Origin of the sequence: Pontibacter mangrovi, assembly GCF_006385705.1 — a bacterium.
Taxonomy (GTDB): Bacteria; Bacteroidota; Bacteroidia; order Cytophagales; family Hymenobacteraceae; genus Pontibacter; species Pontibacter mangrovi.
On the sequence record NZ_VFRQ01000007.1, the window covers coordinates 201045 to 227640 of the forward strand.

The window sequence follows — 26596 nt, forward strand, 5'->3', positions numbered from 1 at the left end:
TCACCAAAAGTACAGAATATTCGCCTAAATTCAAATTTAGGCCCTTTTACACCGCCTGCCATCGCGTAGAAATACCTTAAAAAAGAAAGCATTATATTTGCTTCCGAACTTAATCCTTCAAATATTTGGTGCAATTTTTCTGTTTCCCATACTTTATGAAGAGCAAGGTATTTCTATTAACGGCACTGTGTTTTATATTTGTGTGCAGCGGGGCCAAAGCACAAGGGAAACTGCTCTTTGAAAAAGACACCCATGATTTTGGTACCTTAGCCGAGGGCACTCAGGCTGCATACGTGTTTAAGGTTAAAAACGTGGGGGTTGACCCGGTGGTTATACCTGATGTGAAAGCATCCTGTGGGTGCACCACCCCCACCTGGACAAAAAAGCCGATCATGCCGGGTGATTCTGGCACGATTACGGCTGTGTATAATTCAGCGGGCCGGCCGGGTCCGTTTTATAAAAGTATAACGGTTTTTTCGAACAACTCGGAGCAGCCGCAGCATGTTTTGTACATAAAAGGCGAGGTAGAGGCAAAGGCTTTAAAAACTGGCAGTAGCCCGGAACAAAAGGCAATGTCGCCGCGTTTGGCTGTCGGAAGTACCGGTTATGATTTCGGAAAACTTGAAAAAGGACAAAAAGCATTTGCCAAGTTCCTAATCCGGAATACGGGCCGTAAGCCGCTGGTTATCCAGAGCGTGAAAAGCGCGTGCAATTGTGTGATCTACCGCACCTCTAGAGCCGAAATAAAACCAGGCGAAGTGGCAACTTTGGAACTAAGGTATGTTCCGGCAATGTTAGGGGAGCAAATTGAAGAAGTAACCGTTCTTTCGAATGATATAGTGATGCCCGCCCTCCGGCTCAGGCTAAAGGCCCAGGTGGTAGCAGGCAAGGCATCTAAAGATACGTTAAGGGAAGGCGCACAGCCGACACCTTTCAGATAGTTTTTTTCATAGTTTTATTTTGTACTAATGGCAGTGATTTTATCGCTGCCTTTTTTCATTTTAGCCCCTCCCTGATCTCCCGTTTTACCAGCACTCCAATTGCACTCCCCGGCAATATTTATCATCTCGTAATCAGCCGATTAAATAGCTTTCGGAGACACTTGTTTTATTTCTGTAAACTAATGGTATCTTTGCGCAGCTAAACTTAAAACTTGTTACTTTTTAAACTGATTGCAACATGATAATTGGTGTTCCGAAGGAGATCAAGAATAACGAAAACCGGGTGGGTGTTACCCCTGCCGGCGTGATTGAATTGGTGCGCAATGGGCACACCGTTTACGTACAGTCTACTGCCGGTGAGGGCAGCGGCTTTATGGACGACGATTACACAGGTGCCGGTGCCACGATTCTGCCTACAATCGAGGAGGTATACGGCATCGCAGAGATGATCATCAAAGTTAAAGAGCCGATCGAATCTGAGTACAGCCTGATCAAGGAAGACCAGTTGCTGTTCACATACTTCCACTTTGCTTCTTACGAGCCGCTTACCAACGCCATGATCGAGCGCAAAGCCATCTGTCTTGCCTACGAAACAGTGGAGAAGCCTGACAGAAGCCTGCCGCTGCTGGTGCCAATGTCGGAGGTGGCCGGCCGTATGTCGGTACAGGAAGGTGCCAAATACCTGGAGAAGCCCCTGAAAGGCCGTGGTATTCTGTTGGGTGGCGTACCGGGTGTGCGTCCTGCCAAGGTAATGATCCTGGGTGGCGGTGTGGTAGGTACCAACGCGGCCAAAATGGCTGCCGGTATGGGTGCCGACGTGACCATTATGGACAACAACCTGCAGCGCCTGCGCTACCTGGATGATATCATGCCTGCCAACGTGAACACCTTCATGTCGAACGAGTATAACATCCGCGAGCTGCTGCCAACGCACGACCTGATCATCGGTGCCGTGCTGATACCGGGTGCCAAGGCCCCGCACCTGATCACCAGAGAAATGCTGAAGGAAATGCGTCCGGGCACTGTGCTGGTAGACGTAGCTGTTGACCAGGGTGGCTGTATTGAAACATGCACGCCAACCACGCACCAGGACCCTACTTACGTGATTGACGATGTGGTACACTACTGTGTAGCCAACATGCCGGGTGCCGTACCTTATACTTCTACGCTGGCCCTGACCAATGCCACCTTGCCTTACGCACTGCAGATTGCCAACAAAGGCTGGAAGAAAGCTTGCGCAGACAATGCAGAGCTGAGAAAAGGCCTGAACGTGGTGAACGGAAAAGTTGTTTACCCTGGCGTAGCCGAGGCGTTTAACCTGGAGTATACGCCTGTTGAGGAGGTGCTGTAGGTATACATCATACTATTTGTGGGGCGCCTTTTTGACAATGTCAGAAAGGCGCCCTTATTTTTGTCCTGCTTTGGTGCACCGCCACCGCTTGCAGGCTGTTTACCATACATGCCACTCTTGTGGCGTTTTATCCATTGTGTCTGAGCTGCGATGTTCGATTCTGCCTTTAAACTGATGCTCCGCCGGCTGGGCCTGTTGCTGCTGCTCTATACCCTGCTGCGCCTGATCTTCCTTATTTTTAACTACCAGGAATTCTCCGAGGCGGGCGCCGGTGAGGTGCTGCTTGCTTTTGTGCACGGCCTGCGCTTTGACGTGGCCGCCATACTTATCATCAACAGCTTTTTTATACTGCTGTCGCTGCAACCCATTGGCAACGCACTGCACCCGCTGTACCAGCGCCTCCTGAAATGGGTTTTTATACTTGGCAACGCGCCTTTTATAGCCCTGGCCGTTGTAGATGTTGAGTTTTTCAAATTTATCGGCCGCCGCACCAGCAACGAGCTGCTCAGCATTACCGGTGACATAACTGACCAGGTGGGACAGCTGCTGGGTTACTACTGGTACCTGGCCCTGGGCTTTGTACTGCTGGTTTACGGGTTTGCCAGAACATATCCTAAGTTGCGGGAACCGGCCTTTATAACCGGTAATGTATGGCTGCGCAGCCTGCGCCTGCTGTTGGTGGCGGGGCTGGTGGTGTTTGGCATCCGGGGCGGTTTGCAGCTGAAGCCCTTACGCCCGAGCCACGCCTTTGTACTGGAGCCTGCCTCCCTAGGCCACCTCACGCTCAACAGCCCCTTCACCCTGATCAAAGGCATCGGTAAGACAAACCTGGAGAAAAAGCATTATTTTAATAGTGATGAAGAACTGCTGCAAGCGCTACAGTTCAACCCGCAAAAGTATGCCCACCCCGCGGCAGCACCAGCGAAGCAAAACGTCGTTATTATCATTCTGGAGAGCTTTGCCGCAGAGTACGTGGGTGCCCTGAACAACGGCCAGGGCTATACGCCTTTCCTGGACTCCTTGGCCCAGGAGGGGCTGTTGTTCCGGAATGCCTTCGCCAACGGCCGCAAATCCATCGAGTCGCTACCGTCCATACTTGCCGGAGTGCCATCGCTGATGCCGGAGCCTTTCATCACTTCTCCGTACCAGGCCAACAAACTGTACGGGCTGGGCACGTTGCTGCAGGAGGCGGGCTACCAAACGGCTATGTTTCATGGGGCGGCGAACGGCTCTATGGGCTTTAATGACTTTGCGCGCCGGGCCGGCGTGGCACAATATTATGGCATGGATGAGTACCTGGATGAACTACGCAGTAGGGACTTTGACGGGCAATGGGGAATATTCGACGAGCCTTACCTGCAGTATGTGGCGCAGCAGCTGACGGAGTTTCAGCAGCCGTTCATGGCCGCTTTATTTACCTTAAGCTCGCACCAGCCCTATACCATTCCGGCGCAGCACAAAGGCCGTTTCCCGAAAGGTGAGTTGGAGATACACGAGTCGATTGGCTATGCGGATTACGCCCTGCGCCGCTTCTTTGCCACCGCCTCCCGCCAACCTTGGTACCAGAACACGCTGTTTATACTTACCGCCGACCATACGCAGAAAAGCATAAATCCGGCATACCAAAGCGAGCTGGGTCACTTTCGGGTGCCCCTCTTGCTGTTTCACCCGGGCAAGCGCCTGCAACGTATAAATCCTGAAAAAATAACGCAGCATGCCGACATCCCGGCCACTGTTATCGATTACCTGCACCTCCCGACTGACAGGCTGCTGCCCTTCGGCCACTCGGTGCTGGACAGCGCTAACCAGGGGCAGGCCATTTACTTTAACGGGAATGACTATGTACTGGTGCAACCGGAAACAGTGACCAAACTGCAGCCGGATGATGAACTGCAATACTATACTTTTCCAGACCTCGCCCCTGCCCCATCCCCGGCTCCGGAGGCAGGCAACAACCTGAAGGCGCAGGTGCAGTACTTCCGCAACCGCATGACGGATAACACGCTTTACTTCTGGAAGGAGTAAATAACTTTAATGCTGAAGGGGTGCTTGAGTGAATATGTAAATAGGTGCTAAATTAGTGAAGGTGCGTCATCTTTCAACCTGGCCGCATGATGCTTATACGTTATCAGGCAGCCGCATACCTTTAAATTAACACGACTTTCACCCATTAAACTCATTCAAAATTATACTTTGGCACCTCTGCCAGCGGCTGGTACGCTCGTGTTTCAAAGTCTACTTGCCAGCAGTAGTGCTGCAAACCGTTGGAGATGGCCACATACTTGGCCTGCAGCGTTTGATTGTAAGTGGATACCTGCTTTACCACCTCCTGCGTAATAGGGATGTGGGCGGCTTTGCACTCTAGCAGCAGGTGAGGCTTGCCCTCCAAATTATAGATGCACAGGTCGGTGCGCTTCTGCAGTTTGTTATAGCTGGTGCCGCGCTCAATGCTGATCAGGCTTTTGGGGTAGCCCAGCGCGTTGATAAGGTAATGCACGAAATGCTGGCGCACCCACTCCTCCGGCGTCAGCACTACGTTTTTACGGCGAAGTATATCATAAATCAGATAATTAGCGCCGGATTTCGTAACTTTGTAATCAAAAGGAGGTAAATTGAGTGCATCCATGCTGCAATTTAGCCATTTTTCCTGTGCCGCCGCCCCTGTAGCCCCTGCTGCCTTGGCGGCTTTTTTATACCTGACTAATCAACATAACCCATGAAGACGAAAGAGGAAATAGTAAGCGACTGGCTGCCCCGCTACACGGGGGTGCCCCTCGATGAGTTTGGAGAGTATATCCTGCTCACCAACTTTATAAACTACGTACGCATGTTCGCCGATCGCTTCGGCGCTGAGATAAGAGGCCTGGACAAACCGATGCAAACGGCTACTGCCAACAACATCACCATCATTAACTTCGGGATGGGCAGTGCTATGGCCGCCACGGTAATGGACCTGTTGTCGGCCATCAAGCCAAAGGCAGCCCTGTTTCTGGGCAAGTGCGGCGGCCTGAAAAGAAAAACGCAGATCGGCGACCTGATCCTTCCGATCGCGGCTATTCGCGGAGAGGGTACTTCGGACGATTACCTGCCACCTGAGATCCCGGCCCTGCCGTCGTTCCGTCTGCAGCGCTCGGTTTCCTCCATGATCAAGAAGCACGAGATGGACTACTGGACCGGCACTGTGTATACGACCAACCGCCGGGTGTGGGAGCACGACGAGGATTTTAAGGATTACCTGCGCCAGATCCGCGCTATGGGCATCGACATGGAGACAGCCACGATCTTCACGGTCGGCTTCATCAATGAGATTCCCCACGGCGCGCTGCTGCTGGTGTCGGACAACCCGATGATCCCGGAGGGTGTGAAGACATCCGAAAGCGATAAACTGGTGACGACTAACTATGTGGAGAAACACCTGAGCATCGGCATCGATTCGCTGCTGGAACTCATCAACTCAGGAGAATCTGTAAAGCACATGCGCTTCGAATAAAACCATACTATGACCAAGAACCTACGCACCCTTGCCGCCGCTCTGCTGCTGGGCGGCACTCTGCTGGGCAGCTGCACCAGCTCCCAGACAGGTACAGAAGAGGCAGACCTTATCGTCTATAACGCCATTGTTTATACAGTAAACGACAACTTCGACAAAGCCGAGGCCTTTGCTGTGAAAGACGGCAAAATAGTGGCCGTTGGCACAGCTGAAGAGATCCACGGGAAGTATAAAGCCGAAGAGGAGCTTGATGCCGAGGGCAAGACCATTTACCCGGGCTTTATCGATGCCCATGCCCACTTCTACCGCTATGGCCTGTCGCTGCAGTCGGCTGACCTGGTAGACACGGAGTCGTTTAAGGAGGTGGTGCAGAAGGTGACGGAGCAGCGTGAGAAGTACCCGGACACGGAGTGGATTACCGGCCGCGGCTGGGACCAGAACGACTGGGCAGTGAAGGAGTTCCCAACGAAGGATACGCTGGACCAGCTCTTCCCGGACACGCCTGTTATACTTACCCGCATCGACGGGCACGCTGCCCTGGCCAACCAAAAGGCACTGGATCTGGCTGGTGTCACGCCGCAAACAAAAATGGTAGGTGGTTTGGTGGAGGTGGAGAACGGTAAGATGACCGGTATACTTGTCGATAATGCGATTGATAGGGTATCGGCCAAGATTCCTGCCCCAACCGAAGAGGAAAGCCGCCAGGCCCTGAAAAACGCGGAGGCCAACACCTTTGCCGTGGGTCTGACCACCGTGGATGACGCCGGACTGGACAAGGCTACTGTGGACCTGATCAACGACATGCACCAGAAGGGCGAGCTGCAGATGCGCGTGTATGCTATGCTGAACCCGACACAGGAAAACAAGGACCACTACTTTAAAAGCGGCCCCTACAAAACGGACCGGTTGACTGTACGCTCCTTTAAGGTGTATTCTGACGGCGCCCTGGGATCCAGAGGCGCGAACCTGCTGAAGCCTTATGCCGACAAGCACGGGCACTACGGTTTCCTGCTGGCCTCAGCGCAGGAGTTCCGCGACATCGCCGCCGACCTGCACCAATATGGCTTCCAGATGAACACGCACGCCATAGGAGACTCAGCCAACCGCCTGCTGCTGGATATCTACGGCGAGGTATTGGGTGGCAAAAACGACAGACGCTGGCGCATAGAGCACGCCCAGATCATCAACCCGGAGGATATGCAAAAGTTTGGCAAGTTCAGCATTGTGCCTTCCGTACAGCCGACGCACGCTACCTCTGATATGTACTGGGCCGGCGACAGGCTTGGGAAAGAACGCCTGAAGCATGCCTACCCTTACAAAGAACTGCTGGAGCAGAACGGTTACCTTCCGCTGGGCACAGATTTCCCGGTGGAAAGTATAAATCCGTTCTACACGTTTCACTCGGCGGTGGCACGGCAGGATGCGAAGAACTGGCCTGAGGGAGGCTTTCAGCCTGAGAATGCCCTGAGCCGTGAGGAGGCCCTGCGTGGCATGACCATCTGGGCGGCCAAGTCAAACTTCGAAGAAAACGAGAAAGGAAGTATAGAAACGGGTAAGTTCGCCGACTTTATACTTGTAGACCGCGATCTGATGACCGTAGAGCCAAACCAGATGCGCGAGGCGCAGGTGCTGCGCACTTACCTGAACGGAAAGCTGGTGTACAAGAAGTAACCTTCTTTAGCTAAATCGTAGAGATGCAAAACTTTGCGTCTTTATAGTTTAAAGCACTCATACTTATACAAAAAGTCCGCTGGAACTTATACTTCAGCGGACTTTTTGTATAATGCGCAAGTATAAGTATAAAATCTACTGATTGCCGCTCAAGGCGTGTGCACTTTCCGGCTGTGCCTCCAGTATGCGCTTGCCACGCATCAAAAACAGGAAAATCAGCCCCAGCACAAAGAAAGTGATCAGGGCCATAATGCTGTTGCGCATAGAGCCTGTTAGCTGCGCGATGATACCATAGGCAAAGGTCCCGAGCACGATAGAGACTTTTTCAGTAACGTCATAAAAGCTAAAGAAAGAGGCGTGGTCTGTGGTCGTGGCGGGTATCAGTTTAGAATAGGTAGAGCGCGACAAAGACTGAATACCGCCCATCACGGAGCCCACCACAGCAGCCAGGGCATAAAACTGCAGCTCACCATGTGTAAAATAGGCGCCCACGCAAATGCCTATCCAGATCAGCACCGCCACGATCAGCGCCCACACATTTCCATACCTCTCTGATAGCCGGGCAAAGGCATAAGCCCCGGCTATGGCCACCAGTTGGATGATAAGTATGGTTACGATCAGCACATCGCTTGGCAGGCGCAGCTCCACCTCCCCAAAGATGGCCGCCAGGTACATCACCGTCTGCACGCCCATGTTGTAGAAAAAGTAGGCCAGCAGGAAACGCTTGAGCAGCGGCAGGCCTTTTACCTGATCCAGCACCTTTTTCAGTTCTTTAAAACCGTTCAGGATCCAGCTGCCCTGTGGCTTGCGCTGGTACACGTTGCCCGGAAGATAGTAAAAAGTATATTGCGCAAAGCCAAGCCACCAAATGCCCGTGCTCAGGAAGGCGATGCGCGGCGGCAGCGAGGTATTCTCAGCGGCAATACCGAACCAGCCTGGCTTCATGATCATCGCCAGGTTGAAGATCAGCAGGATTACGCTGCCGATATAGCCCATGGAGAAGCCGCGGGCACTGAGCCTATCGTACTGGTCTTCGGTGGCGATCTCGGGCAAATAGGCATTGTAGAACACGATGCTGCCGCTGAAGCCAATGGTTGCCAGCACGAAAAGTATCACCGATAAATTGAACGTATCGGCAGTGAAGAAGTATAGGCCGGCGCAGGAAAGCGAGCCAAGGTAGCAGAAAAGCTGCAGGAAGGTCTTTTTTCGGCCGCTGTAATCAGCGATGGCAGTCAGGAAGGGGCTGAGAAACGCGATGGTCAGGAACGCAGCAGAAATGGCGTAGGTAAAAAGAACGGAGCTATCCAGTACAAAGCCCCCAAAATTTACGGTGGAGGTGCCGTCGGGCTTCCGGGATACGGCGCTAAAATAGATCGGGAAGATGGTAGAGGTAATGACCAGCGAATAAACAGAGTTGGCCCAGTCATAAAAGCACCAGGCCCGCGTTACGGTGGGGTTGTTCTTTTCCATCCCGAAAAGTACTAAAAAATATCTGCAGCAGATGCTTTCGCTGCAGGTTAACGTGCCCTCCGTTTCTCCAGCAGCTGCCCAATCAGGTCCCACAGGTGCTCATAGGGCACAATCTCGACTTCGGCAAAGGCGTCGCCCGGCAAGGGTGCTGCCTGTAGTTTAACAAGCAAATCCGCACTTTGCTCACGCAACTCCTCCGGGTCATCTTTGGTGAGGGCCAGCAACACCAGCCGCATGAACAGGCGTGGCCGCACTGCCTTCTCCCCTTTCAGGTATTTATGAACATACTTTCGCACCCGCTCAGCATGCGGCTCCAGGTCATCCACCGTTTCCTCGGCCAGCTTATTTAACACATCCAACACCAGCAGCGCCAGGTTAAAGCCGGATTTATCTTTGGGGAGGATCAACAATTTATTAGCTATTTCCTTGGTATTATAGAGCTTATCAGCTAAGGCATTTTCTTGGAAGAATAATAGATACAGCCTATAAAGCTCCCATCGTTCAAGGCTGGAGTCACTAAGCTTTTTAAGATGCTCATTCTCTACAACTGCTTTTAACAAAAGAACCGCCACCTCATAGTCTCGATGATGCAGCGCTAGCAGTACATAATTCTCCATAAAACTGAACCAGTTAGAAGAGGAGTTGTCAAAGAGTTTTATATGCTCTGCCGCTAGCAAGAGCCCGCGCTCATACTGTCGGCTCTGCAAATGCGCGTATACTTCTATGTAGGCGTTATACTTCCTGTTATACCAATTTTTATTGACGTGTTCCTCAGCAGCAATTTTCTCTGACTTCGCTATCAAGCTGATAATCTCTTCATAATCTCCGCGTAGCTCATGATAAGCGATTTGAAGTATGTGCCACTGTGAAAAAATTTTAGACGATCCGGATGATTCCCACATTTCCCATAGCTTAGAAATGACTTCAGGGTACAATGCCAATGCTTTGGCTTTATCAGCTACGTGGCCTTTTAATGTGGCCACCATTTTGTCATAAAGTAAAAGCGCCTTTCGCTCAAAAGCCTGCACCTTGTAGCAAGCCTCCAGTTCAGCATTGCTCAAAGCAAGCTCCTTAAGCTTTCTTAGGTCCTGATAAATTCCCCGTAATGTCTCCAGGGCCCTTATCTGCATTTCAGTATTTTCATACTTCGTGGCTATTTGCTTTAGCTGTTCTAAAACTCTGAGGGCAGCTTTCAGTTCATATTGCAGGATGAGTGCTTGTGCTTCTACTAGTAAAGTATAGCATACATACAGCACTTCGTTACTACTTTTTAAGTTATCAGAAGGTAGGTTTAGAAAGTGTAAATGATTAAAAATCTTTTTACGGAAGCGTGACTTAAGCATGCGGTGACTGCCTGGTAGTTCTTTAGTACCATACAGTTCCTCAGCAACAACTTGCTCAGTAGCGGATGGACAATCCCTCAGCAAACGAAACAGTCTCGATTCTAGCGTACTTTCCTCCTGAAGATTGATCAGTGGGGAAGAAGCCGGCAGATTTTTGTTAATTATTCGTACAAGTCTCTGTAACTCTTTCATGTTACCTTTACTGTGGTTGTTCTACTTCTGTGCCTGCAATGTGTCCAAAATATACTCCCAGAGGTGTTCATAGGGCACAATCTCTATTTCAGCATAAGCATCGCCCGGAGTAGGCGTCTCTAGTAATTTATGGTATAATTTGTTGCCCTTCTTTCTACAAGCGGTTACATCAAAGTCTTCAGTAACAATCAGGATCAGGAGCTTCAGGAATATTTTACTTCTGAGGCTAAAAGAGTCTTTTAAATGGGTAAGGATATACTTTTTGAGACTTTCAATTCGATACAAAAGGGCTTCTTTATCTTGTTTATGGAGGTAATAGACAAACTGAAGTATAAGAATAGCAACATTAAATCCTTGCTTGTCTTTACTGTATTCGGGTAAAGAAAGTAAGAAAGGGTTTCTTTGTGCAAAATTCATGTTTTCGTTTCTGTACAGCAACAGAAAGTATGCTTCATATAAATTCCATCTTTCGCGCGCTGACGCTGGCAGCTTGCTGATAGTGGAACTCACCAAAGCCCTGTTTATCAGCGTAGAAGCCAATTCATACTTTTTGCTATGGAGCGCCAACAGAAAGTAATTTTCTAAAAAGGCGTACCAGTTTGGTGTATATTCTGTAAAACCATCCAGATATTCTGATGCATATTTTATCCCGCTTTCCAGTTTTTTAGCCCGTAGGTGGGAGTATACCAGTTCAAACTTGTTAAAAGCGCTGTTAAACCTATTTGAATTGATGCCCCCTTCTGCCGCTTTTTTCTCCGCATCTATGGTTAGTTCCACAATAGCCTCAAAGTTTCCCATTAGCTCGTTATAGATGATGCTCGCCTTGTAGTAAGAGTTGAATGACTCAAAGGAGCCTGCCTTTGTATAAAGCTTCTGTAGCCTGTCTAGCCTCTGGTTAATGTTTAAGAGTTGCGTACGCCTAAGCTTGATGGCTTTCTTCGCATCCAGCTTTATAGACTGGTAAAGTGTTTGCGCCTCACGCTCATAGTATTTAATTTTTAGAAGTGCTTCCAGTGACTTTCTGCTATTCTTAAACTCCTTGAAGTTGCCGTTCTCAGCATAGCAGTTAAGCTCTAACTCTGTTGCGTCAATTAGCAAGCTAATAAACTCATATTTACCGGCTAGCCTTTTGATTTTGGAAGCCAATTGCAACACCAAATGAAGTTCATACTGCCGCGAGAGGAAATGTGCATGGTAAAGCATCTTTATGCACTCAAACTCTGCCTGATAAACTCTACTGATCTTCAATTGATCGTAGTCAACAAAAAATAAGTTGCTATACAGCTTTTTTTTAAGCCTTAATTTAAGCATCTTATATCTGGCATCGTTTGGCCCAGCGCCGTATAAGGCTTTGGCAGCGATAACATCATCTGTATAAGTGCTGTCCAGAGAGCCTTTATACATTCTAAACTCTTTGCCCTTCTTAAATTCTAATACGCTACGAATGCCAGCCTCAAAAGACGATTGGTCACTGAATTTAGCTAAGGCGATTATCTCTTGCATGCAAGCTTAAAGGTATAATTTTATATGAATAATTAAAGTTACTTCTTGACAGTTTTTATCCTTTTGGAGAACACAAAAGAAAAATATCTTTGGCCCATGCAAATAAAGAGGAATGATGTTACTTTTTGCCAATCTACGATATTCTTTGTTGATTCTAAAGTTATGGCTAACAAATGGAATATAATATTACTATAAGTAAATTAAACTATTAGTTTTATAATTAATAGTTACTTTTTTGACTATACTTTCCTTTATAGGATACAATTTATCCCCAATATTTGCATCAGTTAATGATCGAAACCTAAAAAACAAAAACATGGTAACTCTATTCTTCTCTTTGCTGATTACTATCATTTCAGGCACAGCTCCTACAACTCCTGAAAACAACGCTTCTACAGTAAACAATGAGCAGGACAGCCAGACTATAACAACATTTGGTGGCGCCAGCACCTGGACTGATATATCTGAGTAATTAATTTTCCTTAACTTGCCTTTGAAAGCTTTTAGCCTAAAAGGAAGTACATGAGGAAAATTAGCGTAAGGGTTGCCTGCTTTTTGGCTTTGCTGCTCTCGTACTGCAGCCAGCCGGAGCGAGCCCCCGAAGAAGTTCGCGTGCGCCTGGCCGTTGACCCGGAGACACTAAACCCGGTAAACTACAGTCGAGCGGAGTCGTTGCAGATCATAAACCTGCTGTTTCAGAGCCTGCTTAGCGCAGATTTGGGCACCAACACCATTAAGCCTTTTTTGGCCGAGGCCATGCCCTCTGTAGAGCGGCAGGACTCCATCACGCTTTTCACCTATGAAATTAGGAAGGAAGCTGAATGGACGGATGGCAGCCCTGTGACAGCACAGGATGTAGCCTTTACGCTTAAAGTTGCCAAGGCTCCGCTGCTAAACAACGAGAGCCTGAAGCCTCAGTTGGAGTTTATCAAGGACATCCGGCTGGACGCAGGCAACCCGCAGCGGTTTACATTTGTGTGCAGTGGCTTTGCCCCGGAAATGGAGCTGCTCACAGGCGACTTCTTTATACTGCCGGCATACTTATATGACCCGGAGAATCTGCTGCTTCATCTGAATGTAGCTGACCTGCACAACGGGCAACAAGCCGTTGCGCAGGATGAAAAACTGAAAACATTCGCTGCCCAGTTTAACACGCCCGCATTTGGGCACGACCCGCGCCTGCTGCAAGGCAGTGGCGGTTATGTACTGGAAAACTGGCAAAACGGACAATACCTGACGCTGACGCGCAAAAAAGACTGGTGGGGGAATAACACATCTAACACACAACATCTGACGGCCAATCCACAGCGCGTCAGCTTTCAGGTAATCCCAGACATCACTACGGCACTGCTGGCCCTCCAAAACCGCCAGCTGGATGTGCTGGAAAATATCCCGGCGCACGAGTTTGAACAGCTCAGGAAGCAAGAGTCTTTCTTAAAGGACTACAACTTGCACACTCCTGATGCTTATGACTTTTACTATGCCGGCATTAATACCCGAAATCCAAAGTTTTCGGATAAGCGTACCCGACAGGCCATAGCGCACCTGCTGGATGTAAATAACATTATCCAGGTTTCGCAAATGAGCTACGCCACCCCTACCGTTGGCATTATACCACCGTCTGTAAAAGAATTTTACAACAGCAACCTGCAACCTATTAACCACGACGCTAACAAAGCATCTACGCTGCTTCAGGAAGCCGAATGGATACGGGAGGCTGACGGGTGGTTTAAAAATATTGACGGAAAGCGCGAGCAGCTGACAGTTGAGGTGATATACCGTGCAGGCAACACAAACTTTGAGAACGCCGCCGCTATTTTGAAACAGAATGCATCCCATTTAGACATTCCGGTTCAGGTGCAGGGCGAGGAAAGTACCTTGCTGAGCTCCAGATCTAAACAGCACAACTTTGAGCTATACTTCCGCTCTCTTTCCGGAAACCCGTTTGCATTCAACTTTAAGCCCTTGCTGCACACAGCATATGCCGGCATGGGAGGCTTAAACTACACCGGCTTTGGCACTTCTGAAAGCGACAGCATTCTGGACAAGATCAGCGGCACTGTGCCGGACAGAGAGCAGCAGGCTGTACTGCTCAGGCGCTTGCAGGAGATTATGCAGGAAGAGGCCGCGATAATTCCGATGTATTATACCAAAGAGCGACTGGCTGTGCACCGGCGCTTCACGAACACCAAAGTTTCCGGGCTGAAACCTGGCTACGATGTCAGCGCCTTTACCTTAAAGCAAGAGTAAGCTCATGCCCGCACACCTGCTTAGGAAGGTTTTGCTACTGGTGCCCGCTGCCTGGCTGGCAGGCACCCTGGTTTTCCTGCTGAGCCGGCTCATACCGGGGTCGTACGGCGAAAATCAGATCCTTAATGTAGAAGCTTCTTTTTACAGCAAGAGCAGCCAGCAAAGCCGGGAGCAGGCATTCCGGGAGTACCAGCAGAAAAACGGGCTCGACAAACCGCTGTTCTATTTCAGCCTTTCCCCTACCGCCGTGCCCGATACGCTCCATCGAGTTTACCCGGAGCCGCGGCGAAAGCAGCTGGAGCAGTTAGCACTTAGCGTAGGCAGCTGGCCTGAAGTAGCTGCGTATGACCTTCAGGTGCAGCGCATACAGAGCTTGCCGCTGCCACTATCCAAGCAGGAACAGCAAGCAATTAGTACCTTACGCTACAGCAGCAGCTTTCCTGCGCTTGAGCAAGCAGCGGAATTGCTGCAAAACAAACCTGTCACGCCCGAGGTCGCCCAACGTTTAGCTGCTTTAAACCAAGCCTTGGAAGCATTGGTGGATTCACGGCAAATATTAGCGTCCCTGCTACCCCGGCTCTCGTGGCACGGCATTCAGAATCAATACCATTCCTGGCTTGTGGCCGCGCTTTCCGGCGACTTCGGAAATTCTTACCGCACCGGCAGGCCTGCCCTAACAGAAGTAAGACAAGGAATAGGAAACACCCTGCTGTTACTGCTGGTTAGTATGCTTGTGGTGCTGGCAATGGCGCTGGAGCTAAGTATACTGATGGTTCGCAGAAAGCTCCTGTGGCTGCGCCGCGCGCTCCTCCCCTCCCTTTTTATACTTGACAGCGTGCCTGCGCTGGTGCTGGCCTTTCTGCTGCTGGTTTTATTAGCCAACCCTGCCTTCCTACAGCTTTTTCCGGTTTATGGGATGGGATACTATACTTCTGGCAGCCTAAGCGCCTGGCAGCAGCTTAGCCTAAAACTGCAGTACATGGCCCTGCCTATGTTGACATTGGTTCTGGTGAACCTGCCTTACCTCACGAGCCAGGTTCATACGTCACTGCAAGCCGCTCTGCAAGCCAGCTACTCTCGCACTGCCAAAGCAAAAGGGTTGTCCGAAGGCCAGGTCATACGGCGGCATGCGCTACGGAACGCCCTGCTCCCCATCATCACTATAGTTTCAGACTTTCTGCCCGCGCTGGTAAGCGGCTCCATTTTAATAGAAACAGTTTTTGCCATTCCCGGGATTGGGCGGCTGCTGGTGGAGTCGGTGCTGGCCCGCGATACGCCAGTGCTAGTGCTTATTGTACTGGTGGTGCTAGTTGTTAGGGCGCTTTCTTATTTCTCAGCCGACATACTATATACAAAGGCAGACCCACGCTTGAAGCATAGCATTTTATGAGGCATTTGTGGCATAGTATATTAAAACTCTGGCGGAGCAAGTGGGGTTTCCGGCTGGCGCTGGTGTACCTGCTTCTTTTTGTGGCTGTGGCGCTGATACTGCCATGGCTGCCCCTGCCGTTCTCACCTTCAATGCTGGACACGAATCATACTTTTCTGCCTCCGCTTTCTGCTAAAGCCATAGCCACTGGCCACTGGCTGGGGACCGATGGGTTAGGCCGTGACGTATTTACCAACACCCTTTTCGGCGCCCGAACAACCATATTGATTAGCTTTCCAGTCATGCTTTTGGCTACCGCCCTGGGGCTGGTAATGGGCACAGGCGCCGGCTTTTGGGGCAATGATAAACTAAAACTCAGACGCTCAACAGCATTAGCCGGTGTACTAGCCAGCAGTGCTGCGCTATACTATGGGCTATACCTACCGCTGCAGCTGCGCCAGTTGGAGTCGGGCAGCGTGTATATTGCCGGCGCTTTGGCCGTGCTTTTAGTTCTGCTTTTGATACTTGGTTTAGCGGCCATCATACTGCAAAAGAAAAGAAATTTTTGGAGCACAGCGATCCGCATTCCTGTGGATGCGGTGGTGATGCGGATTACGGAAGCGGTAACCAGTGTCCCTCGGTTTGTAGTTATACTCGTGCTCGCCTCGTTTGTGCCCCCTTCATTGCCCATTCTGGTATTACTGCTGGTGCTAACGCTTTGGCCTGATGTAGCTAGGCTGTCGCGAGCAGAAATGGCTCGCATTAAGCAACTAAGTTATTTTGAGGCCGGCCGAAGTATGGGAACACCACCTGTTAGGCTTGTATGGCGGCATGCCCTCCCTAATTTAGTGGGGCCTGTGCTGGTTGCCTTTACGTTTGGCCTGGGAGGCCTTCTGGCGCTGGAGTCAACCCTTTCTTTTCTGAATATTGGGGTTCCGAGTGAGCTTGTTAGCTGGGGCCGCATCATAGCTGGGGTCCGCAGTAACACTTCTGCCTGGTGGCTGGTTGCCATACCTGGCACTGCTCTAAGCGTAACAATCCTCGCGCTCTACACCTGCAGTCATTATTTATCCATAACATTCGGTCTTAAGCGCCACTCCTGACGTTACTTTTCATCAAAAGTAAATCAAAAATCGTCTTTTCAATTTAGGTTTCAATTGCTCAACAAGCAGCACACAAAGTATAAATCATTAAAAAACAAGTATTCACAGGATAATAACCCAAAACCAGGATACTTATAACAATAATTTACATCACTTAAATGCAAGTTACTTTACAAAATTAATATTCCTGTTTATGCACTAATGGCCTCCGTATACTTGTAATGTGTTAGAACCCAAAACCCCATTGTCACATGAATTCAAGTGTACACCCTTCACCCAAAAAATTGGCTGAGCCATGCCTGGTTAAGGCTACGCTACTGCCATGTTGCACTGCAGCGAAGACTGTATTTCATACAGAAGAGCAACCGGCGAGCTATGCTACCATAGATGGCAGCATGGTCACATTCCATGCTGGCTCTAATGCAGTAAGCAGCGGCGCCGGTATTTTTATCGGAGACTACTTTGTCGGGATTGCTGACAATTGTGAGTTTGTAAACATTGCCCCGTTTGTGCGCTATTAGGAGCCACAAAAAATAACTGACCCCTTATTACCCTTTAATTAATAGATTTTGTTGGTTGTTTGTGTTTAGATTAAGCAATTAGCCCTGTAGTCCCCCCTACAGGGCTTTTGTTGTTTCACACAAAGCAGGGCCAATTTATGCAAAATCTACTATATATGCATTTTATTTAGAAATTAATTTATCCTTTTTTCAGTTTCTCACTAAAAACCTTTCTAAACTTATCCAATTTAGGCCGAATCACGAAGCTGCAGTATGGCTCGTGCCCGTGCGTGTTAAAATAGTTTTTGTGGTAATCCTCTGCAGCATAGAATTTATCGAGCGGCACTATCTCCGTGACTATCGGGCTTGGAAAGGCGCCTGAACTGTCCAACTCTTTTTTATACTTTTCGGCAAGCAGTTTTTGTTCGGGAGAATGATAAAAAATAGCGGAGCGATACTGAGTACCCACATCATTCCCCTGCCGGTTTAGTGTGGTAGGGTCATGGGTTTTCCAGAATACCTCTAAAAGTTCTTCAAAAGTAATTTTTGCAGGATCATATGTAATCTGTAGCACCTCTGCATGCCCCGTGCTGCCCGAGCACACCTGCTTATACAATGGGTTCTCTGTATGGCCTCCGGTGTAGCCAGGCACTACCGTCTCCACTCCCTCCAACTCCTGAAAAACGGCCTCAGTGCACCAGAAGCACCCATTACCGAACGTTGCTGTTTCCATGTTATCTATCTTTAATTTCATCCTGCATGCCTGTTACACTTCAGCCATGCTAATTAGATTGTTGCTGAGTTGTAGAACTCTGTTTGGAGAGATATGTTTTGCCAGGAGCGGCACAAGTGTAAAACTATCAAGCTATACTTATAGCTAAAGCTTACTTTTACACCTCCTTAGTTGACGCATGAAAGGCGAGAAAGGAGTGCAGCAGAGCAAGACTTCATAACCTGAAGGGCAATCAACGACATGTGCTCCTGGCTAAAGACAGCGTCAAGAGGGAATCAGAGGAAAAAAGGGCAGGAAAACAAAAAAGCACCTATAAGTTTTCCTTATAAGTGCTTGATGTTTTTGTGATCCCGTTTGGATTCGAACCAAAGACCTACTGCTTAGAAGCGGCAAACAATAGTATTTTATTAACTATACATGCTTTTTTGTTTTTTATAAATGCCTGAATAACAATACATTTGCCAAAAATTAATTTTTTGTAATTATTGCTATTTTAGCTCTTTGTGTGCAAATTGTGTGCACAAAACTACTACGACAATAGCTATGATAACTGCATCCACATCCATCATGTTAGACACCAGACGCCCGTTAAAGGACGGGACATACCGTGTAAAGTTAAGGGTTACTTACCTAAGACAACGAAAATATTACGGGACCCAATATACCCTGTCTGAGGAGGACTTCTCTAAAGTACAGGGGGATAAACCCAGGGGTAGGTACAAAGAAATCCAGCTCTCCCTGCAGGCTTTAGAGCAGAAGGCAGTCCGCATCATTGAGAAGATGCCCTTCTTCACCTTCGATGCCTTTGACAGAAAGTTTCTTGACCTGCCGGCAAGGACGGATGTGTTCGCGGCCTACGAGCAGAGCATTAAGCAACTGAGTGAGAATGGGCAGGCGGCCAATGCCAACTTCTATGAAACGGCCTATATCTCCCTTATTTCATTTATGCTCAAGGAGCCTCCCATCAACCGAAGGAGACTTTCTATTCAAAAGTCCAAGGAGAGAAAGGAGGACCTGAAAAGAAGGAAAAAGCCGCTACCCTTTACCGATGTTAACGTCGACTTCCTCAATAGTTATGAAAAGTGGATGCTCAGCCGCGGAAAGACACTGACGACGGTCAGCATGTACCTGCGTACGCTCCGCACCCTGTTTAATGATCTTATAGACGCAGGGGACTTGAGCAGGGACCTCTATCCCTTCGGGAGAAGGAAGTACAGGATGCCAGCCAGCAAGAATGTGAAAAAAGCGCTGACAATCTCGGATGTGGAGAAAATATATAATTACCACCCCGTGCACGACAGCCAGGCGAAGGCCCGGGACTTCTGGATCTTCTCCTACCTGTGCAACGGCATCAACGTCAAAGACATTGCGAGATTAAAGTACAAGCAGCTGAGCCGGGAAAGCATTACCTTTATCCGGGCGAAGACAGAACGAACCACCCGCCATGCCCTTAAGCCCATTGTGGCCATGCGCACCCCGGAAATCAACCGCATCATCAAGCGGTGGGGCAACAAACCGGTATCACCGGATACGTATGTCTTTCCTATCCTCAGGGAGGGCATAACTCCCGAGCAAGAGCTAGCCTATGTCAGACAAACTACCAAGACGATCAACCTTTACATCAAACGGGTTGCCGCCGAAGTCGGCATCGAACATAATGTGACGACTTATACTGCCAGGCACACCTTCTCCACTGTCCTTAAGCGCGCCGGTGCCCCCACCGAATTCATCTCCGAGTCACTCGGCCACAGCAACCTAAAAACAACCGAATTCTACCTCGACAGCTTCGAAGATGACGTGAAGCGGCAGTATGCGGCACATCTTACGGCATTCAGCAAATAGTCAAAAGAAAACTGAATCCATGGCTTCGCACAGGGCTGCTGCGCGGCCGCTTTAGGCCAAAAGGATTCCACTCTGTTGTTGAGGAGAAAAATCATGGACTGTCCCAACTGAAACTTAGTTGAAATAGGTGGCAATCATTTTATGCCCTACTTCTTTCAGCCATTGAATAGCAGAGCATCTCCAGCCGCTCCAGGTAGTACTTCCTGTACGATTCCTTCATATCCTCCCGCAGAAAGGAGCGGTCGATCAACTGGTGTACGGCGGCGTGGTCCTGCCTGAAAACATGCAGTATTCCAGCCATGCGCTTTTCCTGTAGACCAATCCTGAGCCCAAATTCATAAAAGTCGTCATAGGCGTAAAAGCCGTTAGCCTGAAAGCTCTCTGTTTCATAGTCACCTGAGAAGAGCGCGCCTTTCAGGGCAAAGTACGAATCATCCACGTGCAGACGGGTGCAGATCAGATCATATGCCGGGCTCAGTACGTAATCGCCGTAGGCTGTGTCAATGAGGGAGAAATTCTTCAGGTGCGCATCGCCGTTCGAGAAGAGGTAGTTAAACACGATCAGGGAAAACAGCTTTTCCAGTTCCACCCGGTAGGCAGGCACTGTCAATTCGATGATACGGGCGATCTCCTCATAGCTCCCCTCATATTTGAAGTCACTACCGGCTGTATGCTTCGTCCGGCCGGCAAGCGAGGCCATATCCTCCTGCCCGTGCCTCATCCCGTCAGGCTTCACATCAAAGCGCCTGGTGATGTAGGCCGGTTCCCCGTTCCGGAAGAAAATAAGGGCATTCTCCGCCACCTGGAGTTTGTACACCTGGTGGGCTATTTGCATGGTCAGGTGCTCGTTGGCCGGCACCTGGTCCGGTCGCATCACGTCGCGTGGAATCGGCTTGAGAATATACTCACCATGCTCTCCCGGCCTAGTGAGGCGCAGGCGGTTCTTCTCTAGCAGGAGCGAGAGCTTCTCCTGCACGCCGGAGATAGAGATGCGCTTGCGATTCTCCAGGAACTTCTCTGCGTCCGCCTCGCTCTCCTGCGGGGGCAAGTACGGGAGTATATGGCTCACCTTCCTGCCGTTAAACATCCTGCGAAGGCAGGCGGGACTGTAGGTGTGAAATCCGGGGGCAAGTGTTCCGGGGCAGTAACTGATATCTGGCAGGCTCATGCGTTCTTCTCCTGTAGCGGTTTAAGCGTGACGGCCCCAATCGTATCATACTGCGCCGTGGCCAGCAGCAGGCCAAAGTAGTCATTCTCGTCTATTTTCAGCTGCCGGCTCTGCAGGTTCCGGTTCACCCCTTCGGCGAGCATGTTGAAAAAGAAGGGGAAGAGGTAACTGCTCCGGTATTCCTGCTGTTTCTTGGGCAGCGTTAGGCTGATAGACGGTTGCGCCGGGTCAGTAAAATAGGCATTTTCGTATCGGAAGATATACTCCCCCGGCGTTACCTCTGTTAAGGTGCCCGCCACCGTATTGTTCCAGAATACCTGTGCCTTCCTCATCCGTTTTACCTATCGATTCTTTTCACTTCCAGCCGCACCTCCATGCCGAGCACCTCAGCCAGCCTCTGCAGCGTATCCAGCGAAGGGTTCCCTTTGCCGACTTCCAGCGCCTTTAGCGTACGCAGCCCGACACCGGCCAGCGCAGCTAAATCCTCCTGCGTGAGGTGCAGCATGCTTCTACGCTCCCTGATGATTTCACTTAGCTTCTGGTGCATTATATTGCCCTTTTGGTTCAAATATAAAAAATACTCAGGATACATCAAAGTAAAAGTGCATTATATTGCGCTTTCACTAGAAGGTTACATGCATGTATCTTCTAGCAAGACATGTAAAACAATCCTACACATACCCCATTATTAGAAATTCAGTAGTCTACGTCTTTACAGCATAGCAATAATGGTGGTAACAGCCTAACCACAAAAACCAGCATCACAAAGCCACTTCAAAGCAAAAGTCCATGGCATTCATTCCAGTGCAAAGTTAGCCTTGCGTGCCGGACACGTGACAAGGTAGTCCTGGAAAAATGGGTATCCCAAAGGGAACCCTCCACATTTTTCCATGCTCCACCTTGCCCTTAGTCCGTCCCGAAGGCAGGTGGGGCACCATAATCAATTCCTCACACTAAAAGATCAGGATTATGGAAAAGACATTGAAATCCGCCAACACCAGAGTAGCCGAAGTGAAGCTCTCTTACCGCAACCGCGTCAAGCCCTCCGAGCGCCCGCAGGTCACCTGCTCTGCCGACTCCTACAAGGTGCTCCAGGAAAGCTGGGACAAAAGCAAGATAGAGTTTATAGAGCAGTTCAAGGTGCTGCTGCTCAATAGAGCCAACCGGGTGCTGGGCATCTACGAGCTCTCTACCGGAGGCGTGGCCGGAACGGTGGCAGATCCCAAGCTCATCTTCGTGGCCGCGCTCAAGGCCTGCGCCTCGGGCATCATCCTCTGCCACAACCACCCCTCGGGCAATCTCAAGCCCAGCAAGGCGGACCTGCAGCTGACAAAGAAAATGAAAGCAGGCGGTGAACTGCTCGACATCGCCGTCCTGGACCACATCATCCTCACCAGCGAAAGTTATTACTCCTTAGCAGACGAAGGGCTCCTGTAGCCCTTCTTTTTACTCGTGCAGAAGTAGTACAGAAGACCTCCTCCTATTTGGAGAGTCCAAACTTTTTGGCCAGATAGTCGTCCATCTTTTTCCCAACCCCCAGTTTCTTTTTCAGCTCATGCTCCTCCAGGTGAAAGAAATCCATAAGCCCCAGCTCATGCTCTTCCTTTGCCTTGTCCTTTCGATAATGCCAATATGAGTTATAGTATCCTTGTGTCAGCCAAATTCTCACTATCTGCGAATCTTCTTCGAAACTGTGGTCAATCTCCTCCACAAAAAAGCGGGAAGTCTTCATGTAAGCATAAAAGAATGGCATAGAAACTTGTTCCCCTACCCTCGGCACCACGGGCAATTGATCAGCTTCTAAGGTTATGAACTTATCCTTTGTAAAGCCCCTGATCAGAAACTCGTACCGAACTTTGGTAAAGGAGAATACCGACCTTGCCTCAAGATCCAGCACAAGGTCATGGTAGATCTCCTCCACGTACTTCCTGATTTTGCCGTACTGTAGACCTGTGGCAGCAGATAGCTCCTTTAGGGAGGGCACCCGTGCCTCGTCGTTTTTGATCAGATCTCTTGCCAAGATGTCCTTTAGCAGAACATGGTAGGCTTTCCCATTCTCTGTAAGCCTCATCGCCTTGCTCCTCATGGAACTGATGTCCATCAGCATATCTTTGGTTGACAAACTATCCTCATTCATGTGCAGCTTTTTTGGTTTCTCTTTAAATTTTTACACCTGTATATAGACTTCAATTTTGACGAATGACATATTCCCTAATTCTAAGCCTTTGTAACTTTTGCTATAACATCAAGCCCTATTAAAATTAATTAAACAACAAAAACCATCACAATTAAGGCAACTCCGTAAACAGTTGAACCCTCTAATTTACTGCTAAACAGCATCACTGGAAAATACCGGAACATTAAATAACACCTCTTCCTATGTCTGATAAGAATCAGTTGGAACTTGACCTGTTTACCGTTTCAGAAGACTATAAAGAATATATTACAGCGTATAAATGGCCTTCGAATAATCTCTTCCCTCTTAACCTGCCGCTCACTGAAGGCTATCGCAATGTACGGGAGGTAATAGTTAAAGAGGCGCAGGGATCAACGGCGTACCTGATCATCACCGGCTTTACCTCACTTAACCATCTTGTCACCTTTCTACCCGATGAGGTTGACTGGAATAAAATGCAGAGGGTGCGGATTCTGCTTGGCTGGGAGCCCAAAGGAAAGAAGCGCAGGAAGTGGTCCCCGGCTGAGGTGGGCAGGGAGGTAAAAGAGTACTGGCTGGAACAGGGTCTGTGGCTTGAACAGGGAGGCGCAGTTCTTAAGCTGACGCAGCTGTTAATAGAAGGGAAAGTGGAAGTACGCTATTACAGGCACCAGCACTCGAAGATTTATGTAGGTGACAGTAGCGTTGTTTTCGGGTCTGCCAACTTCAGCGGCCATGGAACAACTCAACAAAGAGAATTTAATGTCAGGGTCACGAAAGAATTGACTAAAGGGCATCCCGATGTGGAGGATGTCAGGCTGGTGGCGGAAAACTACTACGCTGAAGGCCAAGATTATCAGCAAAACCTGCTGCGACTGCTTAAGAGCCTGATGGATATAGTTTCATGGCCGGAAGCGCTGGCCCGCGCTATCTCTGAGCTGCTGGACACGCAGTGGTACAGGGAAATTCCGGAGTGTGCCGAGAAACTCAATAGGCTAAGCCTGTGGCCCTGCCAGTCTCAGGGGCTGGCTGAGGGTATGGCACTACTGCAGCAACACCATTGCGTCCTAATAGCTGACCCGACCGGGTCTGGCAAGACCAGGATGATTGCCGCCATACAGGCAGCACTGATACATGCGCTGTGGGCACAGGGCTCTCTTCAGAACCTCCACGTCCAGGTAGTCTGCCCTCCGTCCGTTCGCTCATATTGGGAGGAAGAACTCCGGAAAGTAGCCGTGTTCAGCAAATCGGTGTCATTCGGGGTCATCAGCAGGGAAGGAAGCGAAGAGCATAAGGCAACGCTGGAGAGCCTTAGACAGGTACGTATACTAATCATCGATGAGGCTCACAACCTTCTGAACCCTTACTCGAACAGGAGTTTTCACCTATCCAAACATAGAGCTGACTATGTGCTCCTGACAACTGCAACACCTATAAACCGCTCCCTGCAGGACTTGTTAAGGATACTCGAGCTGTTGGATTTGGATAACCTGACAAGAGAGCAATTGGAAGGCTACAGACACGTCTACAGAATAGCAAAAAGCCGAAAATTGGGAGAAGAAGAGCATAGGCTCATCAGCACATTTGTACAGCAGTTCCTGGTCAGGAGAACTAAACCCCTCTTACGGCACATGATCCGGCGGGAGCCGGAGGCATACAGGAACGCAAAGGGCGAACGGTGCGCCTATCCTCAACTCTGGCAGGAGACATACGAAACCTTTGAGACGGAAGAGGACAAAGCTGCTGCCAAAAGAATAGAGGAACTGGCTGGAGGATTGAGAGGAGTGCTCTACCTGCGACGTTTTGAAGCTCCGCATAGAGCTGGGCTAAAGCCGGAAGACTATGTGGCCAGGCGTGTGCGGATGGCTCCTTTTTTGGCCCGCTACTTAGTAATGTCACGTCTTCGCTCTTCTGCTTTTGCACTTAAGGAGCACATCATTGGGACAAAAGAGGCGGCAAAGGATGAAGGGTGGGAGAATTTTAAAGTGAAGGAAACGGGCAACCTTATTGCCAAGCTGGAGGAAGTGATAAAGAACTCACCTTCCACAAAGGCCTTGCCTGAATCAGCTTTTGCCGATCACATGTGGCTTGTAGATCAAGATGAGTACGAAAGGGTCTGTAGGGAGGAAATCAATATCTATCAAAGAATTCTGGAGGAATCGGAAAAGCTCTCCGAAAATAGAGAGCTCCACAAAGCCCTCAAGCTGAAAGAACTATTGAGCAGGCACAGGCTACTAATTGCTTTTGACAGCACAGTAAGCACACTTCACTACCTAAATAAGAAATATATGCAGCTGTGGGGGATAAAGGTGGAAGTGGTTACCGGTGGGGTGTCCAAATTAAAAGCACTCGAAGACTTTGGCCTTGGCTCAAAGGCCAAAAATGTGATAGGTCTTTTCTCAGATGCTCTCTCAGAGGGAGTAAACCTTCAGCAGGCATCAGGCCTGGTGTTTCTGACAATTCCTGGTGTAATTCGGCTGGCTGAGCAGAGGATTGGCAGGATTGAGCGCCTTGACAGCCCGCATAAAAAGGTGCATATCTACTGGCCAAATGACTCCGATGCATTTGCTCTCAGGACAGACAGGAACTTGTTCAGGGCGGCCTATGACGTGGCCTCGACCATCGGCTCCAATTTCCACCCACCACTCGACCTTGTGGCCCGGCATGATATGAACGAGTCCTTCGCCACCATTGGAGCAAAAGAGGCCATGCGGGAACTAAACAAGCTTAGAGAGTTGGAAGACAAAAGTTGGCAGGGACTGGACGACGCTTTTGCTCCTGTAAAGTCGCTTTATCATGGGAAAAAAGCCCTGATTTCAGAGCATATATACGAGCAGATCAGACTGGTCAGAACCGCCGTAAAAGTGAGAATTGGACTAGTGAAGGCAGACAAACCATGGTTCTTCCTGGCTACACGGGGCCGTCAGGATGCTCCTCCAAAATGGTTCTTTTTTGATGAGCAGGACCGTCTTCACGATAGCCTGAAGGAAATCAGCCATATGCTGCAGGTGCGTCTGACGGGGAGTGACCACGAGCCCGTAAAGTGGAATGATGCCTCAGAAGCACTATTGAAATCATATCGGAAAAAAGTCGAGGCCCTAAGGTTGGAGCTGCTACCCGTAAAGAGACAAACTGCCATAAAAGTCGGCGAGGCGCTGGCCCGGAAACAGCATCTAAAAACAGTTGACCCGGAGTTAAAGGACCTGCTTTGGCATGTCAAGAGGCTTTCCACAAATGGCTCCAGAGAAGGAGAGTATCATGTAGACTTCCATAGCTTGTCTCAGGTTTGGCTCGACCTCCTACAAGAGAGGCTGATTGACTACCGCAGAAGGCGGGGTAAGCGGGAAGTGACGACGCTGGAAGATCTACTGAAGGCAAAATCTCTCCCTCCTTTTTCTTTACCAGAACTTAAAAAGTTTCAAAATCTGGTCTTCCAGACATTAGAGGAACCGTTTGATATTGCTGCCTGCATTCTTGGCACACCAGCAGCAACGGATCCTACAGGCAGTTAATTG

General features: G+C 49.4%; 21 protein-coding genes. 12 read left to right on the forward strand and 9 right to left on the reverse strand.

Annotated features, from left to right (window positions below; all coding sequences use genetic code 11):
* Positions 1-155: 155 nt before the first annotated feature.
* From FJM65_RS14380 to FJM65_RS14390, 3 genes are all read left to right on the forward strand, one after another.
* A complete protein-coding gene (locus tag FJM65_RS14380) occupies positions 156-941 on the forward strand; it encodes a DUF1573 domain-containing protein (protein ID WP_140622241.1) in 786 nt (261 codons plus the stop codon).
* A gap of 238 nt (positions 942-1179) precedes the next feature.
* On the forward strand, positions 1180-2292 hold the full coding sequence (ald, locus tag FJM65_RS14385; RefSeq protein WP_140622242.1) for an alanine dehydrogenase: 1113 nt from the start codon (positions 1180-1182) through the stop codon (positions 2290-2292).
* 150 nt (positions 2293-2442) lie between these two features.
* Complete coding sequence (locus tag FJM65_RS14390; protein ID WP_140622243.1) at positions 2443-4317, forward strand: LTA synthase family protein; 1875 nt, start codon at positions 2443-2445, stop codon at positions 4315-4317.
* 151 nt (positions 4318-4468) lie between these two features.
* Here the strand turns inward: FJM65_RS14390 and FJM65_RS14395 are convergent, their stop codons facing one another.
* A complete protein-coding gene (locus FJM65_RS14395; RefSeq protein WP_140622244.1) occupies positions 4469-4918 on the reverse strand; it encodes a type I restriction enzyme HsdR N-terminal domain-containing protein in 450 nt (149 codons plus the stop codon).
* Between the two features lie 90 nt (positions 4919-5008).
* On the opposite strand from FJM65_RS14395, the gene FJM65_RS14400 reads away from it, so the two are divergent.
* Both FJM65_RS14400 and FJM65_RS14405 read left to right on the forward strand, forming a co-directional pair.
* Positions 5009-5782, forward strand: coding sequence for an AMP nucleosidase (locus tag FJM65_RS14400; RefSeq protein WP_140622245.1), 774 nt, complete (start codon positions 5009-5011; stop codon positions 5780-5782).
* Positions 5783-5791: 9 nt separating this feature from the next.
* Positions 5792-7453 (forward strand): amidohydrolase, encoded by a 1662-nt coding sequence (locus tag FJM65_RS14405; RefSeq protein ID WP_140622246.1) that lies wholly within the window; start codon positions 5792-5794, stop codon positions 7451-7453.
* 135 nt (positions 7454-7588) lie between these two features.
* Here the strand turns inward: FJM65_RS14405 and FJM65_RS14410 are convergent, their stop codons facing one another.
* The 3 genes from FJM65_RS14410 to FJM65_RS14420 are packed head-to-tail and all read right to left on the reverse strand — an operon-like array spanning position 7589 to position 11961.
* A complete protein-coding gene (locus tag FJM65_RS14410) occupies positions 7589-8923 on the reverse strand; it encodes an MFS transporter (RefSeq protein WP_140622247.1) in 1335 nt (444 codons plus the stop codon).
* Positions 8924-8970: 47 nt separating this feature from the next.
* Positions 8971-10458, reverse strand: coding sequence for a hypothetical protein (locus tag FJM65_RS14415; RefSeq protein WP_140622248.1), 1488 nt, complete (start codon positions 10456-10458; stop codon positions 8971-8973).
* 21 nt (positions 10459-10479) lie between these two features.
* The gene (locus FJM65_RS14420) at positions 10480-11961 is read right to left on the reverse strand and encodes a hypothetical protein (protein ID WP_140622249.1); all 1482 of its coding nucleotides are present in this window, start codon (positions 11959-11961) and stop codon (positions 10480-10482) included.
* Between the two features lie 316 nt (positions 11962-12277).
* On the opposite strand from FJM65_RS14420, the gene FJM65_RS21305 reads away from it, so the two are divergent.
* From FJM65_RS21305 to FJM65_RS14435, 4 genes are read left to right on the forward strand one after another with little or no spacing between them, the layout of a single operon-like run.
* Entirely contained in the window at positions 12278-12433 is a 156-nt protein-coding gene (locus tag FJM65_RS21305) for a hypothetical protein (RefSeq protein ID WP_181163729.1), read from the forward strand.
* A gap of 50 nt (positions 12434-12483) precedes the next feature.
* The gene (locus tag FJM65_RS14425; RefSeq protein ID WP_239022966.1) at positions 12484-14211 is read left to right on the forward strand and encodes an ABC transporter substrate-binding protein; all 1728 of its coding nucleotides are present in this window, start codon (positions 12484-12486) and stop codon (positions 14209-14211) included.
* Positions 14212-14215: 4 nt separating this feature from the next.
* On the forward strand, positions 14216-15601 hold the full coding sequence (locus tag FJM65_RS14430) for an ABC transporter permease (RefSeq protein WP_140622250.1): 1386 nt from the start codon (positions 14216-14218) through the stop codon (positions 15599-15601).
* Positions 15598-16683 (forward strand): ABC transporter permease, encoded by a 1086-nt coding sequence (locus FJM65_RS14435; RefSeq protein ID WP_140622251.1) that lies wholly within the window; start codon positions 15598-15600, stop codon positions 16681-16683. The genes FJM65_RS14430 and FJM65_RS14435 overlap by 4 nt, the downstream gene beginning before the upstream one ends.
* 699 nt (positions 16684-17382) lie before the next feature.
* Here FJM65_RS14435 and msrA read toward each other — a convergent pair.
* The gene (gene msrA / locus FJM65_RS14440) at positions 17383-17916 is read right to left on the reverse strand and encodes a peptide-methionine (S)-S-oxide reductase MsrA (protein WP_140622252.1); all 534 of its coding nucleotides are present in this window, start codon (positions 17914-17916) and stop codon (positions 17383-17385) included.
* A gap of 543 nt (positions 17917-18459) precedes the next feature.
* Between msrA and FJM65_RS14445 the strand changes: the two genes are divergently transcribed.
* Positions 18460-19758, forward strand: a complete 1299-nt coding sequence (locus tag FJM65_RS14445) for a site-specific integrase (protein ID WP_140622253.1) — start codon at positions 18460-18462, stop codon at positions 19756-19758.
* A 139-nt stretch (positions 19759-19897) separates the two neighbouring features.
* On the opposite strand, the gene FJM65_RS14450 is transcribed toward FJM65_RS14445, so the two are convergent.
* From FJM65_RS14450 to FJM65_RS14460, 3 genes are all read right to left on the reverse strand, one after another.
* Positions 19898-20827: a HipA domain-containing protein gene (locus FJM65_RS14450; protein ID WP_239022967.1), complete on the reverse strand. Its 930-nt coding sequence runs from the start codon at positions 20825-20827 to the stop codon at positions 19898-19900.
* Positions 20828-20922: 95 nt separating this feature from the next.
* A complete protein-coding gene (locus FJM65_RS14455) occupies positions 20923-21258 on the reverse strand; it encodes a HipA N-terminal domain-containing protein (protein ID WP_140622255.1) in 336 nt (111 codons plus the stop codon).
* Between the two features lie 5 nt (positions 21259-21263).
* Positions 21264-21473, reverse strand: a complete 210-nt coding sequence (locus FJM65_RS14460) for a helix-turn-helix transcriptional regulator (RefSeq protein WP_140622256.1) — start codon at positions 21471-21473, stop codon at positions 21264-21266.
* Between the two features lie 422 nt (positions 21474-21895).
* Here FJM65_RS14460 and FJM65_RS14465 point away from each other — a divergent pair, with 422 nt between their 5' ends.
* The gene (locus FJM65_RS14465) at positions 21896-22363 is read left to right on the forward strand and encodes a JAB domain-containing protein (RefSeq protein WP_140622257.1); all 468 of its coding nucleotides are present in this window, start codon (positions 21896-21898) and stop codon (positions 22361-22363) included.
* A gap of 43 nt (positions 22364-22406) precedes the next feature.
* Here FJM65_RS14465 and FJM65_RS14470 read toward each other — a convergent pair whose 3' ends face one another.
* Positions 22407-23063 (reverse strand): hypothetical protein, encoded by a 657-nt coding sequence (locus FJM65_RS14470; RefSeq protein ID WP_140622258.1) that lies wholly within the window; start codon positions 23061-23063, stop codon positions 22407-22409.
* A 242-nt stretch (positions 23064-23305) separates the two neighbouring features.
* On the opposite strand from FJM65_RS14470, the gene FJM65_RS14475 reads away from it, so the two are divergent.
* Positions 23306-26593, forward strand: a complete 3288-nt coding sequence (locus FJM65_RS14475; RefSeq protein ID WP_140622259.1) for an SNF2-related protein — start codon at positions 23306-23308, stop codon at positions 26591-26593.
* Positions 26594-26596 lie beyond the last annotated feature (3 nt).

Excerpts from the sequence above, each read along its gene's own strand:
- FJM65_RS14460 (WP_140622256.1), bottom strand. The coding sequence starts at position 21,473 with ATGCACCAGAAGCTAAGTGAAATCATCAGGGAGCGTAGAAGCATGCTG.
- FJM65_RS14420 (WP_140622249.1), bottom strand. The coding sequence starts at position 11,961 with ATGCAAGAGATAATCGCCTTAGCTAAATTCAGTGACCAATCGTCTTTT.
- FJM65_RS14415 (WP_140622248.1), bottom strand. The coding sequence starts at position 10,458 with ATGAAAGAGTTACAGAGACTTGTACGAATAATTAACAAAAATCTGCCG.
- FJM65_RS14465 (WP_140622257.1), top strand. The coding sequence starts at position 21,896 with ATGGAAAAGACATTGAAATCCGCCAACACCAGAGTAGCCGAAGTGAAG.
- FJM65_RS14455 (WP_140622255.1), bottom strand. The coding sequence starts at position 21,258 with ATGAGGAAGGCACAGGTATTCTGGAACAATACGGTGGCGGGCACCTTA.
- FJM65_RS14470 (WP_140622258.1), bottom strand. The coding sequence starts at position 23,063 with ATGAATGAGGATAGTTTGTCAACCAAAGATATGCTGATGGACATCAGT.
- FJM65_RS14445 (WP_140622253.1), top strand. The coding sequence starts at position 18,460 with ATGATAACTGCATCCACATCCATCATGTTAGACACCAGACGCCCGTTA.
- FJM65_RS14410 (WP_140622247.1), bottom strand. The coding sequence starts at position 8,923 with ATGGAAAAGAACAACCCCACCGTAACGCGGGCCTGGTGCTTTTATGAC.
- FJM65_RS14395 (WP_140622244.1), bottom strand. The coding sequence starts at position 4,918 with ATGGATGCACTCAATTTACCTCCTTTTGATTACAAAGTTACGAAATCC.
- FJM65_RS14435 (WP_140622251.1), top strand. The coding sequence starts at position 15,598 with ATGAGGCATTTGTGGCATAGTATATTAAAACTCTGGCGGAGCAAGTGG.
- FJM65_RS14430 (WP_140622250.1), top strand. The coding sequence starts at position 14,216 with ATGCCCGCACACCTGCTTAGGAAGGTTTTGCTACTGGTGCCCGCTGCC.
- FJM65_RS14405 (WP_140622246.1), top strand. The coding sequence starts at position 5,792 with ATGACCAAGAACCTACGCACCCTTGCCGCCGCTCTGCTGCTGGGCGGC.
- FJM65_RS21305 (WP_181163729.1), top strand. The coding sequence starts at position 12,278 with ATGGTAACTCTATTCTTCTCTTTGCTGATTACTATCATTTCAGGCACA.
- FJM65_RS14390 (WP_140622243.1), top strand. The coding sequence starts at position 2,443 with ATGTTCGATTCTGCCTTTAAACTGATGCTCCGCCGGCTGGGCCTGTTG.
- FJM65_RS14475 (WP_140622259.1), top strand. The coding sequence starts at position 23,306 with ATGTCTGATAAGAATCAGTTGGAACTTGACCTGTTTACCGTTTCAGAA.
- FJM65_RS14425 (WP_239022966.1), top strand. The coding sequence starts at position 12,484 with ATGAGGAAAATTAGCGTAAGGGTTGCCTGCTTTTTGGCTTTGCTGCTC.
- FJM65_RS14400 (WP_140622245.1), top strand. The coding sequence starts at position 5,009 with ATGAAGACGAAAGAGGAAATAGTAAGCGACTGGCTGCCCCGCTACACG.
- FJM65_RS14380 (WP_140622241.1), top strand. The coding sequence starts at position 156 with ATGAAGAGCAAGGTATTTCTATTAACGGCACTGTGTTTTATATTTGTG.
- msrA (WP_140622252.1), bottom strand. The coding sequence starts at position 17,916 with ATGGAAACAGCAACGTTCGGTAATGGGTGCTTCTGGTGCACTGAGGCC.
- ald (WP_140622242.1), top strand. The coding sequence starts at position 1,180 with ATGATAATTGGTGTTCCGAAGGAGATCAAGAATAACGAAAACCGGGTG.